General features: G+C 60.8%; 15 protein-coding genes and 1 riboswitch. Of the genes, 3 read left to right on the forward strand and 12 right to left on the reverse strand.

Annotated elements, in window-relative coordinates:
* Positions 1-10: 10 nt before the first annotated feature.
* The 12 genes from N438_RS11155 to pduF form a co-directional block, all read right to left on the reverse strand.
* On the reverse strand, positions 11-796 hold the full coding sequence (locus tag N438_RS11155) for a cobalt-precorrin-6A reductase (RefSeq protein WP_094285033.1): 786 nt from the start codon (positions 794-796) through the stop codon (positions 11-13).
* On the reverse strand, positions 793-1518 hold the full coding sequence (locus N438_RS11160; RefSeq protein WP_008806290.1) for a precorrin-3B C(17)-methyltransferase: 726 nt from the start codon (positions 1516-1518) through the stop codon (positions 793-795). Before N438_RS11160 ends, N438_RS11155 begins: the two co-directional genes overlap by 4 nt.
* A complete protein-coding gene (gene cbiG / locus N438_RS11165; RefSeq protein ID WP_116696296.1) occupies positions 1518-2573 on the reverse strand; it encodes a cobalt-precorrin 5A hydrolase in 1056 nt (351 codons plus the stop codon). Before cbiG ends, N438_RS11160 begins: the two co-directional genes overlap by 1 nt.
* Complete coding sequence (locus N438_RS11170; RefSeq protein WP_110220917.1) at positions 2554-3327, reverse strand: cobalt-precorrin-4 methyltransferase; 774 nt, start codon at positions 3325-3327, stop codon at positions 2554-2556. Before N438_RS11170 ends, cbiG begins: the two co-directional genes overlap by 20 nt.
* The gene (locus N438_RS11175) at positions 3320-3889 is read right to left on the reverse strand and encodes a decarboxylating cobalt-precorrin-6B (C(15))-methyltransferase (RefSeq protein WP_116696297.1); all 570 of its coding nucleotides are present in this window, start codon (positions 3887-3889) and stop codon (positions 3320-3322) included. Before N438_RS11175 ends, N438_RS11170 begins: the two co-directional genes overlap by 8 nt.
* Positions 3879-4484: a cobalt-precorrin-7 (C(5))-methyltransferase gene (locus N438_RS11180; RefSeq protein ID WP_116696298.1), complete on the reverse strand. Its 606-nt coding sequence runs from the start codon at positions 4482-4484 to the stop codon at positions 3879-3881. The genes N438_RS11175 and N438_RS11180 overlap by 11 nt, the downstream gene beginning before the upstream one ends.
* Positions 4478-5617, reverse strand: coding sequence for a cobalt-precorrin-5B (C(1))-methyltransferase CbiD (gene cbiD, locus N438_RS11185; protein WP_077139418.1), 1140 nt, complete (start codon positions 5615-5617; stop codon positions 4478-4480). The genes N438_RS11180 and cbiD overlap by 7 nt, the downstream gene beginning before the upstream one ends.
* A complete protein-coding gene (locus N438_RS11190) occupies positions 5614-6249 on the reverse strand; it encodes a cobalt-precorrin-8 methylmutase (RefSeq protein WP_012540682.1) in 636 nt (211 codons plus the stop codon). The genes cbiD and N438_RS11190 overlap by 4 nt, the downstream gene beginning before the upstream one ends.
* A 10-nt stretch (positions 6250-6259) precedes the next feature.
* Positions 6260-7219, reverse strand: a complete 960-nt coding sequence (cbiB, locus tag N438_RS11195) for an adenosylcobinamide-phosphate synthase CbiB (protein ID WP_008806296.1) — start codon at positions 7217-7219, stop codon at positions 6260-6262.
* A complete protein-coding gene (locus N438_RS11200) occupies positions 7216-8592 on the reverse strand; it encodes a cobyrinate a,c-diamide synthase (RefSeq protein ID WP_032755427.1) in 1377 nt (458 codons plus the stop codon). Before N438_RS11200 ends, cbiB begins: the two co-directional genes overlap by 4 nt.
* Before the next feature lie 92 nt (positions 8593-8684).
* A riboswitch (cobalamin riboswitch) is annotated at positions 8685-8863 on the reverse strand.
* 280 nt (positions 8864-9143) lie between these two features.
* The gene (gene pocR / locus N438_RS11205) at positions 9144-10055 is read right to left on the reverse strand and encodes a regulatory protein PocR (protein WP_012967304.1); all 912 of its coding nucleotides are present in this window, start codon (positions 10053-10055) and stop codon (positions 9144-9146) included.
* 202 nt (positions 10056-10257) lie between these two features.
* Positions 10258-11067, reverse strand: coding sequence for a propanediol diffusion facilitator PduF (gene pduF / locus N438_RS11210; RefSeq protein ID WP_012967303.1), 810 nt, complete (start codon positions 11065-11067; stop codon positions 10258-10260).
* A gap of 524 nt (positions 11068-11591) precedes the next feature.
* Here pduF and pduA point away from each other — a divergent pair.
* From pduA to pduC, 3 genes are read left to right on the forward strand one after another with little or no spacing between them, the layout of a single operon-like run.
* Positions 11592-11876: a propanediol utilization microcompartment protein PduA gene (gene pduA / locus N438_RS11215; RefSeq protein ID WP_002915737.1), complete on the forward strand. Its 285-nt coding sequence runs from the start codon at positions 11592-11594 to the stop codon at positions 11874-11876.
* Positions 11873-12685: a propanediol utilization microcompartment protein PduB gene (gene pduB / locus N438_RS11220; RefSeq protein ID WP_008806300.1), complete on the forward strand. Its 813-nt coding sequence runs from the start codon at positions 11873-11875 to the stop codon at positions 12683-12685. Before pduA ends, pduB begins: the two co-directional genes overlap by 4 nt.
* Before the next feature lie 18 nt (positions 12686-12703).
* A complete protein-coding gene (pduC, locus tag N438_RS11225; protein ID WP_002915744.1) occupies positions 12704-14368 on the forward strand; it encodes a propanediol dehydratase large subunit PduC in 1665 nt (554 codons plus the stop codon).
* Position 14369: the final 1 nt, after the last annotated feature.

Below are 14369 nucleotides of genomic sequence, written 5' to 3' on the forward strand. Positions count from 1 at the left end.
ATCCTGTTCCTCAAGTCGCCGACAGCCAGCGCGTCAGCCGCGTAGCGAAATCGGCCTGGCTTTCCAGTAATTCATCGCCCTTCACCAGCGGCGCCGGGCGGGTAATGACGATGCAGGGGATCCCCGCATCAAGACAGGGTTGTACTTTTTCCTGATAGCCCCCTTCCGCGCCCGAGGCTTTCGTGACCACAACATCAGCCCGGCACTGGCGATAAAAGGCGGCGTTAAATTCGGCGCTGAACGGCCCGCAGAGGGCAAAGATTTCCCCGACGCCAAACCCCAGATCGCTACAGTGCTGAACCACCTCCGGCACCGGCAGCACCCGGGCGAGCAGCGTTTTCTCCGCCAGTCCCGCCCGCCAGGCCGCCAGATCTTTGCTGCCGGTGGTCAGCAGGATCCGCTCCCCGAGGCGACGGGCCAGCACGCAGGCCTCGTTCAGATCGCCGACCACGTGAAGTAGCGGATGGCGCAGATCGCTCAGCTGCTCCGGCCTTTGATAGCGGCTGAGCAGGACCCCGACGCTGGCGCAGGCGCGCACAATATTCTGGCTGACCGCCTCGGCGTAGGGGTGAGAGGCGTCAATCACCCAGCGGGTGCGCTGCGCCCTGAGCCACTCCGCCATCTGCTGCCACTCCATGCGCCCGCAGCGTATCCGCCCGCGGATATCGCCGGCCAGCCGCTCGCCGGTGGGGGTCGCCACCGACAGGGTGTAGCGCACGCCGGCGGCGTCCAGCTGCTGGCAGATCGCCCGCGCATCGCTGGTGCCCCCGATAACCAGCACGTCGCCGTGGTTCACAGCGCGTAGCCTCGCGGGGTGATCATCAGACCGTTGTCGATGTAAGTCGCTTTGTTGCCGACGATGACCAGACTGGTCATATCCACCGGGGCAAAATCCATCTCTCCGAGGGTGGTCAGCCATTTCTCCTGCTTTTTGCGCCCGGCGGATTTGACTACGCCGACCGGCGTGTCCGGGCTTTTGCTGGCCGCCAGCAGCGCAAAGGCGCGCGCCAGATGCCCTTCGCGGCCGCGGCTGCGGGGGTTGTAAAAACAGATAACGAAGTCTGCTTCCCCTGCGGCGACAATGCGTTTTTCAATCACTGGCCACGGCGTCAGCAGATCGCTGAGGCTGATATGGCAGAAATCATGCATCAGCGGCGCGCCGAGCAGCGAGGCGGCGGCGATACTCGCCGTCATCCCTGGGATCAGACGGACCTCAATGTCCAGCTGCTGCTTATTGACCAGCTCCAGCACCAGCCCCGCCATGCCGTAGATGCCGGCGTCGCCGCTGCTGATCAGCGCAACGTTGTTCCCGGCCTGCGCCAGCTCAATGGCGGCCTGGCAGCGTTCAATCTCTTTGCACATGCCGGTTTTGATCACCTGCTTGTCACCGGTAAAGGCTTTTACCAGGTGGGTGTAGGTCTTGTAGCCCACCACAATCTCTGCCGCCTGCAGGGCCTCCACGGCTTCCATGGTCATCATCGCCTGCGAGCCAGGGCCAATTCCGATTACGCTTAACATCAGTGTGTTACTCCCAAAGTAATGGTCACGCCCTGCTCGCGCAGGGTTTCGCCGGACAGGTTTCCCTGACTCAGCAGCCAGGCCACCGGACCGGAGACGCTGCCGACGCCGACCGTCTCCCGGACAAAAGACGAGGCCGGAAAGCGGTGCTCGTGCTCGCGCAGCGCCTCGGCGCTGAAGGTTTCGAACGGCACCCGGCAGCGGTGAGCCAACTGGCGCAACCCCGGCTCGTTTGCCTTCAGGCTCACGCTGCCGATCGCTTTCAGCGCCAGCGGGTCAAGACGCTGAGCGGCAAGCTGGCGATCCAGCAACGTACAGAGCAAGGAACAGGGGGTGTCGCGCCGACAGCCGATGCCCGCCACCACCCGCTGGGGCACCAGCTTCCAGTGAGGTACCGGCAGCGACGGCAGCGACCGGCGCAGGGTGACGCAGATCAGCGCGTCGAGCGCCGGCAAGCGCGCCAGGTCGCTTACCGGGATAAAGCCGCGTTGGTCGCACCGGCTTAGCGCCTCGGTGAATTCGCCGTCGCACCACAGCCCCACCCGCATACCGCTCACCAGCATCTGGTTGACGGTTTTCACCGCCGCGCGAAAATCGGTCATCCGGGCGTTCAGCTGGAAGGCCAACGTGTCGAGGGCGGCCAGCTCGTTGACATCGGTGGCGGTGGTGATCACCGGGTCGGCGTCGAGCATCCCGGCCAGATATCGGGTCAGCGCATTCGCCCCCCCGGCATGGCCGGAGAGCAGGCTGATGACGTGCCGGGCGCGCTCATCAATCACCACCACCGCCGGGTCGCTGAACTTGTCATTCACCAGCGGGGCCAGCACCCGCACGGCAATCCCGGTGGCGCCGATAAAAATCAGCGCCGAGAAGCTGCTGAATGCCTCGCGGGCTGCGCTGGCAAAGCCGCCGTTGAAGGGGATAAACCCCGCTTCCTGCAGCGCTTCGCTGGTGTAGCAGGTGAGCGGCAGCATGGCCGCCAGCCGTTTTGCCAACCGCACGCCGCCGGGCGTCAGGCAAAACAGGGCAATGGATTCAGGCTTTACGGTATTCATGGCTAAAATCCGCTGCGTACAGTTTTGAGTAGTGATACTCATCGCCGAGGAAGGGGCCGACCAGGATCAGCGCCGTTTTGCGGATCCCGGCGTCGCGTACTTTGTCGCCGATGTCCGCGAGGGTACCGCGGACGGTCTGGCTTTCCGGCCAGGTGGCCTTGTAAATCACCGCGACCGGGGTGGTCGCGGGGTAGCCGCCCTCCACCAGCCGCTCCGCCACCCGGTGAATACGTTGCACCGACAGGTAAATCGCCATCGAGGTTTGATGGCTGGCAAAGGCCTCCAGCTGTTCGCGCGCGGGAACCGGCGTGCGCCCTTCCAGACGGGTAATAATCAGACTCTGCGAGACTTCGGGCACCGTATACTCCACCCCCAGCTCCGCCGCCGCGCCGAGGAAAGCGCTGACGCCCGGCACCACCTGCCAGCGGATCCCGCGGCGGGTCAACTCTTCGCCCTGCTCGCGCACCGAGCCGTACAGCGAAACATCGCCCGTCTGCAGACGCACCACCGTTTTTCCCGCCTTCACCCCCGCCTCCATCAGGTCGAGGATCTGCTCCAGATGCAGCGCGGCGCTGTCGTGGCACTCCGCCTGTGGCGGACAGTAGACCAGCAGCTCGGTGTTGATCAGCGACCCGGCGTAGATCACCACCTGCGCCTGCTGCAGCAGACGGTAGCCTTTGAGAGTAATCAGTTCGCGATCGCCAGGACCGGCGCCGACGAACCACACGCAATGGGGATCAAAAGTCTCAGCCATGGTTTTCTTCCTTCTGACAGGCGATGACAAAAACGGGATTATGGGGTTTGAAATAGTGGCCGCTGCCCAGCGTGGCCAGGGTGGAGACCGCCAGCTGCTGACAGTCCACCTCGGGAATGCCGCACTGCCACAGGTGCCCCAGGGCGCTATGAAGGTTTTCCTGCAAAATAAAAGTCATCACCAGCCGGCCGCCAGGATGCAGCTGCGCCAGCGACCAGTCGATCAGCGCCGTCAGGTGGCCGCCGCTGCCGCCCATAAAGATCGCGTCGGCTTTGTCGGCGACCGCCAGCGGCGCAACGCCCGCCACGATAGCGATGTTGTCGCAGCCAAAGCGCTGCCGGTTGTCCGCCAGCAGGCGCAGCGCGTCGGCCTGACGCTCAATCGCCGTCACCCGTAGCGCCGGGTTCTGCAGGGCGGCCTCAATGCTGACGCTGCCGGTGCCCGCGCCGATATCAATCAGGTGGCGCGCCCGGTGCAGCTCCAGCTTCGCCAGCGCCAGCGCGCGCACGGCCTCTTTGGTCATCGGCACCTGGGCGCCGCGCAAAAACAGCTCATCTTTCATCGAGGATCACCACCGCATTCATCTCATATTCGTCCTCCACGGCGCTGACCGGCAGCCAGTGGATCCGCTCGTTTTCCATCGCCAGATTTTCGCCGATCACCATCCAGCGGTGGCCTTTGCCGCGGGCCGTCAGCTGGGCGGCAATCTCCCGCGGACCACAGCGGCCGTCGGTCACCATGGCGACTTTCCGGTGGGCGGCCAGCGCATCGAAGCTCACCGCCCGGCCATGGCTGCTGGTCAGCCACATGTCGTTCATGTCGATGCCCGCCCGGGCGCAGAGGTACTGCACCGCGCTGATGCCGGGGATCACCTGCACCCGTTCCCGGCCAAAGTGGGCAATCAGCCGGGTGCCAATGCCATAGAACAGCGGATCGCCGGAGGCCAGCACCACGACGTGGCGCCCGGCGCGGGCCTCGATCCACGCCAGCAGCGCCGGCATATCGGCCCCCAGCGCAAAGCGCTCGCCGGCGAAGGCGGGAAACTGCTGGAGATGGCGGCTGCCGCCCACCAGCGCCTCGGCGGCGGCGATCGCCTCGCGCGCGGCCGGGGTCAGCCACTGCAGCCCCGCCGGGCCCATCCCCACGACCGTCAACATGCCAGCTCCCGGGCAATCGCCTCCAGCGGACGGCTGCTGCCCAGCACCTGGTTATCAAAAGAAAACAGAACCGCGTCGCAGGTGGGCGGGTGCTGAGTGAAGCGCAGCATCTCAAGAACACGCTGGCAGATTCGCTCAGCCAGATGGTTATAGAGGCGCTGGTATCCCCAGGCGTCGATATGCTCCATTGCCGCTTCGGTGGTGTCGCACTCGCTGACCAGCGTCAGCAGCGGCAACGGCGCGCCAAGCAGCGCCAGATGGGCGACGAGGGTTTCCATCCGCGCATCGGCGATATGGCTGTGGGTATGAAAGATCCCGGCGGCGATTTTGATCAGTTTGCCGGGGTGGCCGATGAGCACAATCTGGCGGAAACCGAGCCGGACCGCCTCTTCAATCATGTAGCCGACGAAGTTGCTCATGGTGACGACTATCTGCGGGTCGATGCCCATCTGTTCGCGGACAAAGCGCTCACCGTGGTTGCCCGGCACCAGCACTACGCGATCCAGCCCGGCGGCGCGTTTTATCTCCAGCTCGAGGGAGAGCGAGCGCTTCCAGCTCTCTTCCGACATCGGGGTGACGATCCCGGTGGTGCCGATAATCGAGATCCCGCCGAGGATCCCCAGCCGCGCGTTATAGGTTTTTTGCGCGCGAAGTACACCTTCCGGGGCAAAGATCTCCACCTGCGCGCCACGGGAAGGGCCAATCGCTTCGCGAACGGCGGTCTCGATGGTGTGCCGCGGAGTACGGTTTATCGCCGGGCTGCCTGTCGGCAGACCGATCCCTTTGCGGGTCACCGTGCCGATGCCCTCGCCGCCCTGCAGGCTAATCTCTCCGCTGTCATTGAGGGTCACCCGGGCAAAAATCAGCATGCCGTGGGTGGCGTCGACATCATCGCCGCCGTCTTTACGGATCGCGGCGACCGCCTGCTGCCCTTCGACGTGCGGAGACTCGACGTTCAGGCACAGGGTGACGCCGGAGGGGGTGACGATCGAGACCTGGTGGATCAGATGCTGGCGCATCACCATCAGCGCCGCCACTTTTGCCGCCGCCGTGGCGCAGGAGCCGGTGGTGTAGCCCTTGCGCAGCGCTTTGCCGTGATGCCACACCGGGGCGTCAAAGGTCTGATCGCTCATTGCGCCTCCCGCAGGTGGTAAAGCAGAGCGTTCACAATCGCTGCCGCCACGTTGCTTCCCCCCTTGCGGCCGAGCGCGGCGATGGCCGGCAGGCCGCTCTCGCTGAGCGCCGCTTTCGACTCCGCGGCGCCGACGAACCCGACCGGCACCCCCACCACGCCGCCGATGGCCGTCTCGCGATGTTCCAGCAGGCGAAACAGTGCGGTTGGCGCATTGCCGAAGACGAACACTTTCTCCCCGGGCTCCTGCACCGCAATATCCACCGCCGCCATCGAGCGGGTCATCCCCCGGCTTTGCGCCTCGCGCACCACCCGTGGGTCGCTGATATAGCAGCGGCATTCGCCGCCAAAGCGGGCCAGCAGGTTTTTGTTGATCCCGGACAACGCCATGGTGGTATCGGTATACAGCGTGCAGGGCCGGCTCAACGCCTCGCTCAGCGCGATCAGGGCATCCGGAGAAAACCACAGAATATCCAGCCAGTCGAAGTCAGCGGTGGTGTGGATCACCCGCTTGATAATCGCCTCGTGCAGCGGGCTGGCGAAACGGTAGTCCGGTCGCGTTTCGGCGATGATCTCGCTGATGATGTCGAAGCTTTTCGCCTCGATCGCCTGCGGTTGTTGGATGTACTGCATCAGGTTCTCCTCAGGCCGCGCCGACCAGCCAGTAGCGCACGCCGATAAATAGCGCCAGCGCCAGGCTTGACGCCACCCACATTAATCGAATGGTTCGGGAAATATCGTCCACCGCGATGTCGCGGACGGCGTCGCCTATCCAGGGCTTTTCAACGCGCTGGCCGAAGTAATCGTTCGGGCCGCCAAGGCGGATCCCCAGCGCGCCGGCGACGGTCGCTTCCGGCCAGGCGCAGTTAGGACTGCTGTGCTGATAACGATCGCGCCAGCCCGTACGCAGCGCCCGGGCGCCATCTTCCCGGCATAGCACTGCGGCAAGGCTGAGCAGCAGCCAGCTCAGCCGGGCGGGAAGGAAGTTGGCTACATCATCAAGACGGGCGCTGACCATGCCGATCGCCCGGTATTTTTCGTGTTTATAGCCGACCATGGAATCGAGGGTGTTGACCGCTTTATAGGCCATGGCCAGCGGCGCGCCGCCCAGCAGCAGGAAAAAGAGCGGCGCGATAATGCCATCCACCGTGTTTTCCGCCACGGTCTCCACCACCGCACGGTTGATCTGCGCTGGCTGGAGCTGAGAGGTGTCGCGCCCGACAATCCAGGAGAGCTTATGCCGGCTTTCGGCGAGATCCCCGGCCTGCAGCGGCCGGGCCACCGCCATCGCCGACTGTGCCAGACAGCGTCCCGCCAGCACGGTGAAGATCATCCACACCTCCACCAGCCATCCCAGCCAGGGATGGAGCCCGTGCGCCAGCGCCAGTGCGCCCCAGGCCACGCCCCATGTCAGGCCGGTCACCACCAGCCACATTACCCCGCCGCCGATGCGCAGCGCCCGGTCGCTATGGCAGACGCGCCGCACCACACGCTGGCTGACGGTGATCAGGCGACCTATCCAGCGCACCGGATGCGGCCAGTGCGGCGGATCGCCAATGAGCACATCAAGTATCCAGGCCACACACCAGGCGAGAAGAGTCATTGCGCCCTCCTTGCCGCTCGCAGCCAGTGGTTGAGCATGGTGGGGCGCTGGGCAAAGTGGACATGGAGATAGCTGGCAAAGGCGCTGCCGGACTGCCATCCTCCCGGCCACTGCTGGAGCGTCTTACCGTCTCGCTGTTTACGGCAGGCCAGTACGGCAGGGGTGGCGGGCGAAAAATCGGAGTAATGAAATTCATGGCCGCGCAGCCACTCGCCAGGAGCGGCCAGCAGCGTCTGCTGCTGCGCCTGCGCTTCGCAGTAGCCGAACCGGGTCAGACGCGTCCCCATTCGGCTGTGTCCAGGAATAATATCCGCCATGGCGTAGCGCTCGCCGCCGGTGACTTCCAGGGTCGTGCCCAGATACATCAGACCGCCGCACTCGGCGTAGATCGCCACCCCGCGCCGGTGCGCCGCGCGAAGCTGCGCCAGCATCTCATGGTTGGCGGACAGCCCGGCCGCATGCAGCTCCGGGTAGCCGCCGCCGAGCCAGATCATCTGGCAGGCCGGCAACTGGCGATCGCGCAGCGGGCTAAAGCGCACCATCTTCACGCCGCAGCGCGCCAGCAGCGCCAGGTTATCGGGGTAATAAAAATTGAAGGCCTCATCGTCGGCGAGGGCCAGCGTCAGTCCTTCGCCGGCGTCGGCGGCAAGCTGTTCCCCCCACTCGCCGGCCGGCATGGCGGCCAGTTCGCTGAGGGCCAGTAGCCGGTCTATGTCGAGGGTGCGCCCCAGCAGGCTGGCAAAATCCCGCCATGCCTGCTGATTGACCACCGACTCGCGGGCGGTCACCAGCCCCAGATGCCGTTCGGGCAGCGCCACGCCTTCCACGCGCGGCACATAGCCGAGCACTGGCACCTGACAGTAGCGCTCAATGGCGCTTTTCAGCAGCTGGAAGTGCGCGTCGCTGTTAACCCGATTGACGATAACGCCAGCGATGTTGAGGGCCGGATCAAAGTGTTGAAAGCCCATCACCGTGGCGGCGACGGAAGTCGACACCGCTTTGCCATCCACCAGCAAAATCACCGGGCAGCCAAGCTGTTTGGCCATGGCCGCGCTGCTGCAGTAGTTGGGGTCGATGCCGTACCCGTCATACAGGCCCATCACCCCTTCGATAACCGCGATGTCGGCCTGCTGCAGTTGTTCGGCAAACAGCGCGTTGAGTATCGGGGCGGGAAGCATAAAGCTGTCGAGATTGCGGGAGGCGATGCCGCTGATGGCGGTGTGCCAGGCGGTGTCCAGGTAGTCTGGCCCCACTTTACAGGGTTGCACCCGCAAACCGCGCTGTTGGAGCAAGCTGAGCAGGCCAAGCGTAACGGTGGTTTTGCCACAACCGCTGCCGGTACCCGCAAGAATAAACGCACGCCTGGTTGCCATACCCTGTCCTGTTCAGGTGGTCGGGGTATAGCTGCGCGCATGCCTGGTCCTGCGACCACGCACCGCTAAGCCATCCACTTCCCACCGAAGTTGTTGGTCAGTTACCGGCAGGCAGGTCTTCTGGCTTAGCCTCGTTCTCGCCCGCCCTTCCCAATCTTTCGATCAGTGGTTTTTGCGGGGTCGTCAGCATTACAGCAGCGGGGGCTGCGGGGGATTTACACCCCCTTCCCTGACACCAAACTAGTGTCGAACCTGTCGGTTGTATTCGCCGATGCGCCATGCATCCGCGGTTAATGTTTCACGCTTACTTTTACCGCCTCATCGCCTGCAAAATGACGTCCGCGAGGTGAAACGGTGTTGTGATATTCATCAGTCTCGTATTAACGGACACTCTATCCCATCACAAAAATAAAAACTGGTGTAGTTTATCCCTCGAATATCACTATTTTGTTGCGCTATGACAATTTATTGCTCTACTGTCGTTTTTTTCATTTTATAATGATGAAGATACTCCGGGATATCAAAAATCGGCAATAGCAAAATATTGTCATTTAAAAAGACTCAGTTTGTGATCCGGCATTAATTTGCTGACGAAATGCCTGCGGCGTTACCTGATAGGTCTGGCGAAACACTTTGCAAAAATAGCTGGTTTGCGAAAAACCTAAATTCCGCGCGATGCTGGCAATGCTCCAGTCGCTGTGGCATAGCAGCTCTTTTGCGCTCGCCATCCGCTGCTGATTGACCCAGGCGTTAAAGCCGATCCCCTGATACTTTTTAAACAGTTTGCTGAAGTAGTACGGGCTGAGATAGACGTGCGCCGCCACGTCCTCCAGACGCAGCTCATCGGAGAGATGCGCGTCGATATAGCGCAGCGCCTTCTTCATTTTGCCATCGTGCGGCGAGGCCGCCCGGCAGGCCTGCGCCGGGTCGTTCTGCGGCGGGTTATCTTTGATAACCACAAAGTTGAGCTGTTTTTTCAGGCAATTCTCGACGATCAGCTTCAGCAGATCCGCCGAAGCGATAACCCGCGAATAGTCCATCTCAGGCACATCGCGAAATGCCTGGACCAGCGCCGGATCGTCCTGCCAGCGGTCATCCACGTTCAGAATATCAACCAGTTCAATATCATTGCTCAGACGCACCTGGCCGCACAGCACGAAGCCAACGAGGTGGCCGGCGATCACCAGCGGGATGGAAAAATCAGTTAACCCCGCGTGACAGCGGTAGATACACAGCTGGTCATTTTTCGAGGCTTCCAGCCCGCCGCAGCGGTCGCTCATGCGACAGCGTCCGCTGTGCTCCGGGTGCTGACGCATGAGTTGGCAAAACGGCGTGAAATTAAACAGTTCAGAAATCTCATCACCGTGAATATTGACGACCACAACCGCCAGACTGGTGGCTTGCGCAAAATCCTGTGCGATTTTATTGATGAGTTCTGAGTTCAGGGTACTCGCAGAAATCATGATAAAACCCCTCAGTTAATTTTTTGTTATAAATAAAACATATTATTCATATTTCCCTTTTTTAGCATCAGATCCCGTCGACGATAAAAAAGTGCATTGACAATAACAAAAGTCTCCCAACCCGGGGAGACTTTTTGAGCGGTTCGTGATATCGGTTCATGAAATAGTTTTGCTATTTCAGTAATACATTTTTCACTGGATGCTAACGCGTATTTTTCTCCTCAACGCAGGTATGACAGGGAAGATTATTGGCGATGAGAAAACGATAAATTGCGGCGCCGAGGCAGGCGCCCAGCAATGGCGCGATGATGGGCACGATAAAATAGGGAATATCCCTTCCGCCAGTCATCGCGATGTCGCCCCACCCGGCGAGCCAGGCAAATAATTTCGGGCCAAAATCGCGCGCCGGGTTCATCGCAAAACCGGTAAGCGGCCCGGTCGAGGCGCCGATCACCGCTACCAGAATGCCAATCAACAGCGGCGCCAGCGGGCCCTTGGGTACGCCATTGCCATCATCGGTGAGCGCCATGATCATCCCCATCAACATCGAGGTGATCACCACCTCCACCAGCGCCGCATGCCAGATGCTGAGCTCAGGCGCCGGGTAGGTACTGAAGATACTGGCCAGCTGCAGGCTTTCCAGGCTGCCACGCACCATATGATGTACCGTTTCAAATTGCGTAAACAGGGTGCTGTAAAGTATCCAGGCCAACACGGCGCCGCCAAACGCGCCGGCGACCTGGGCCACGATATAGGGCAACACTTTTCTGCCCGGGAAGCAGGCAAACAGCCACAGGGCGACGGTGACGGCGGGGTTCAGATGCCCCCCCGAAATGCCGGCCGTCAGGTACACCGCCAGAGAAATACCCAGTCCCCAGATAATACAGATCTCCCACAGCCCCAGGCTGGCGCCAGCCAGCTTCAGAGCGCTCAGGCAGCAGATACCAAAAAACAGAAATAGCCCGGTGCCTAAAAACTCGGCGATACATTGCGCGCGTAAAGAACCATTCATTGTGACACCTCTTGACGAAGTTCGTGTCCAGGCCAGCCAACCATCCGCTGGCTCGTTGGGTACGGCGAGGCCCACTATAGAAACCGGCGGCAGCAAAGTGTTGGCATCCTGCGGAAAACGGGCGGCGTAAAGTCGCTGAAGAAGAGCAATTTATTGCTATTTGCTCGCGAATCCATGCAGCAATGGCGGGCGTTCAGGGGATATTTTTATTTCCAACTCAATAATAAAAAATTGCAAAAGCGCAGTGCTTATTTTCCAACAAATATCACACCACGCAAAATATCGCATAGCAAAAACAATTTAAAAAATCACGCCCAAAAATGTAAATACGGAACAGCATCCGCAAGATAATCACATTAATAAGTAAAATAAAAACCAATAAAAACAACAATATAAAATAAATCATGACTATTTATTATTATATAAAAACCACTATTTTTTCGTTCTACACCATCAACTCAGCCATTCTTTTTCGCCGCCCCGCCATATAGTTCCCTCACTGGAACATACCCTGCGAGGTCTTTATGCAACAAGAAGCATTAGGAATGGTAGAAACCAAAGGCTTAACCGCAGCCATAGAGGCCGCTGACGCAATGGTTAAGTCGGCCAATGTTTTATTAGTTGGCTATGAAAGGATCGGTTCAGGCCTGGTGACCGTCATCGTGCGTGGCGACGTGGGGGCAGTTAAAGCTGCTACCGACGCCGGTGCCGCCGCAGCCCGCCACGTGGGCGAGGTGAAAGCCGTACACGTCATTCCCCGCCCCCATACCGATGTTGAAAAAATCTTACCGAAGGGGAATAGCCAATGAGCAGCAATGAGCTGGTTGAACAGATCATGGCGCAAGTCATAGCGCGTGTGGCGACGCCAGAGCAGCAGGCGCTTCCCGATACCCCCCATCCCACAGGAGAGACGGCTATGGCAGAGAAAAGCTGCAGCTTAACGGAATTTGTCGGGACCGCCATTGGCGACACCCTCGGGCTGGTCATCGCCAACGTGGATGCCGCATTGCTGGAAGCCATGAAGCTTGAAAAACGCTATCGCTCTATCGGCATCCTCGGTGCGCGCACCGGCGCCGGGCCGCACATTATGGCCGCCGATGAAGCGGTCAAAGCCACCAACACCGAAGTGGTCAGCATTGAGCTTCCTCGCGACACCAAAGGCGGCGCCGGCCATGGCTCGCTGATTGTGCTGGGCGGGAACGATGTTTCCGACGTCAAACGCGGGATTGAGGTCGCGCTGAAAGAGCTGGACCGTACTTTCGGCGATGTCTACGGCAACGAGGCGGGTCATATCGAGCTGCAGTATACCGCGCGCGCCAGCTACGCCCTGGAAAAAGCCTTCGGCGCTCCGCTGGGCCGCGCCTGCGGGATTATCGTCGGCGCGCCGGCGTCCGTTGGCGTGCTGATGGCCGATACCGCGCTGAAATCAGCCAACGTCGAAGTGGTGGCTTACAGCTCACCGGCCCACGGCACCAGCTTCAGCAACGAAGCCATCCTGGTGATTTCCGGCGACTCCGGCGCGGTGCGCCAGGCGGTGATCTCCGCCCGGGAGATCGGCAAAACCGTACTGGGGACGCTGGGCGCCGAACCGAAAAACGATCGCCCCTCCTACATTTAATACCCGCGAGGCTGATTCATGAGATCGAAAAGATTTGAAGCACTGGCGAAACGCCCTGTGAATCAGGATGGTTTCGTTAAGGAGTGGATCGAAGAGGGCTTTATCGCGATGGAAAGCCCTAACGATCCCAAACCCTCTATCCGCATCGTCAACGGCGCGGTGACCGAACTCGACGGCAAACCGGTTGAGCAGTTCGACCTGATTGACCACTTTATCGCGCGCTACGGTATCAATCTGGCGCGTGCCGAAGAAGTGATGGCCATGGATTCGGTCAAGCTCGCCAATATGCTCTGCGACCCGAACGTTAAACGCAGCGACATCGTGCCGCTCACCACCGCGATGACCCCGGCGAAAATCGTCGAAGTGGTGTCGCATATGAACGTGGTCGAGATGATGATGGCGATGCAAAAAATGCGCGCCCGCCGCACGCCGTCCCAGCAGGCGCATGTCACTAATATCAAAGATAATCCGGTACAGATTGCCGCCGACGCCGCTGAAGGCGCATGGCGCGGCTTTGACGAGCAGGAGACCACCGTCGCCGTGGCGCGCTACGCGCCGTTCAACGCCATCGCCCTGCTGGTCGGTTCACAGGTGGGCCGCCCCGGCGTCCTCACCCAGTGTTCGCTGGAAGAAGCCACCGAGCTGAAACTGGGCATGCTGGGCCATACCTGCTATGCCGAAACCATTTCGGTCTACGGTACGGAACCGGTGTTTACCGATGGCGATGACACCCCATGGTCAAAAGGCTTCCTCGCCTCCTCCTACGCCTCGCGCGGCCTGAAAATGCGCTTTACCTCCGGCTCCGGCTCTGAAGTGCAGATGGGTTATGCCGAAGGCAAATCGATGCTGTATCTCGAAGCGCGCTGCATCTACATCACCAAAGCCGCCGGGGTGCAAGGCCTGCAGAATGGCTCCGTCAGCTGTATCGGCGTGCCGTCCGCCGTACCGTCGGGTATCCGCGCCGTACTGGCGGAAAACCTGATTTGCTCAGCGCTGGATCTGGAGTGCGCCTCAAGTAACGATCAAACCTTTACCCACTCGGATATGCGGCGTACCGCGCGCCTGCTGATGCAGTTCCTGCCAGGCACCGACTTTATCTCCTCCGGTTACTCGGCGGTGCCGAACTACGACAACATGTTCGCCGGTTCCAACGAAGATGCCGAAGACTTCGACGACTACAACGTGATCCAGCGCGATCTGAAGGTCGATGGCGGCCTGCGGCCGGTGCGTGAAGAGGACGTGATCGCCATTCGTAATAAAGCCGCCCGCGCGCTGCAAGCGGTATTTGCCGGCATGGGTTTGCCGCCAATTACGGATGAAGAGGTGGAGGCCGCCACTTACGCCCACGGTTCAAAAGATATGCCTGAGCGCAACATCGTTGAGGACATCAAGTTTGCCCAGGAGATCATCAACAAGAACCGCAACGGCCTGGAGGTGGTGAAAGCCCTGGCGAAAGGCGGCTTCCCCGATGTCGCCCAGGACATGCTCAATATTCAGAAAGCCAAGCTCACCGGCGACTACCTGCACACCTCCGCCATCATCGTCGGCGAAGGCCAGGTGCTCTCGGCCGTGAATGACGTGAACGATTATGCCGGTCCGGCAACAGGCTACCGCCTGCAAGGCGAGCGCTGGGAAGAGATTAAAAATATCCCGGGCGCGCTCGATCCCAATGAACTTGGCTAAG

It is taken from the genome of Klebsiella sp. GL120222-02, from assembly GCF_003097195.1.
Classification (GTDB): domain Bacteria; phylum Pseudomonadota; class Gammaproteobacteria; order Enterobacterales; family Enterobacteriaceae; genus Klebsiella; species Klebsiella variicola.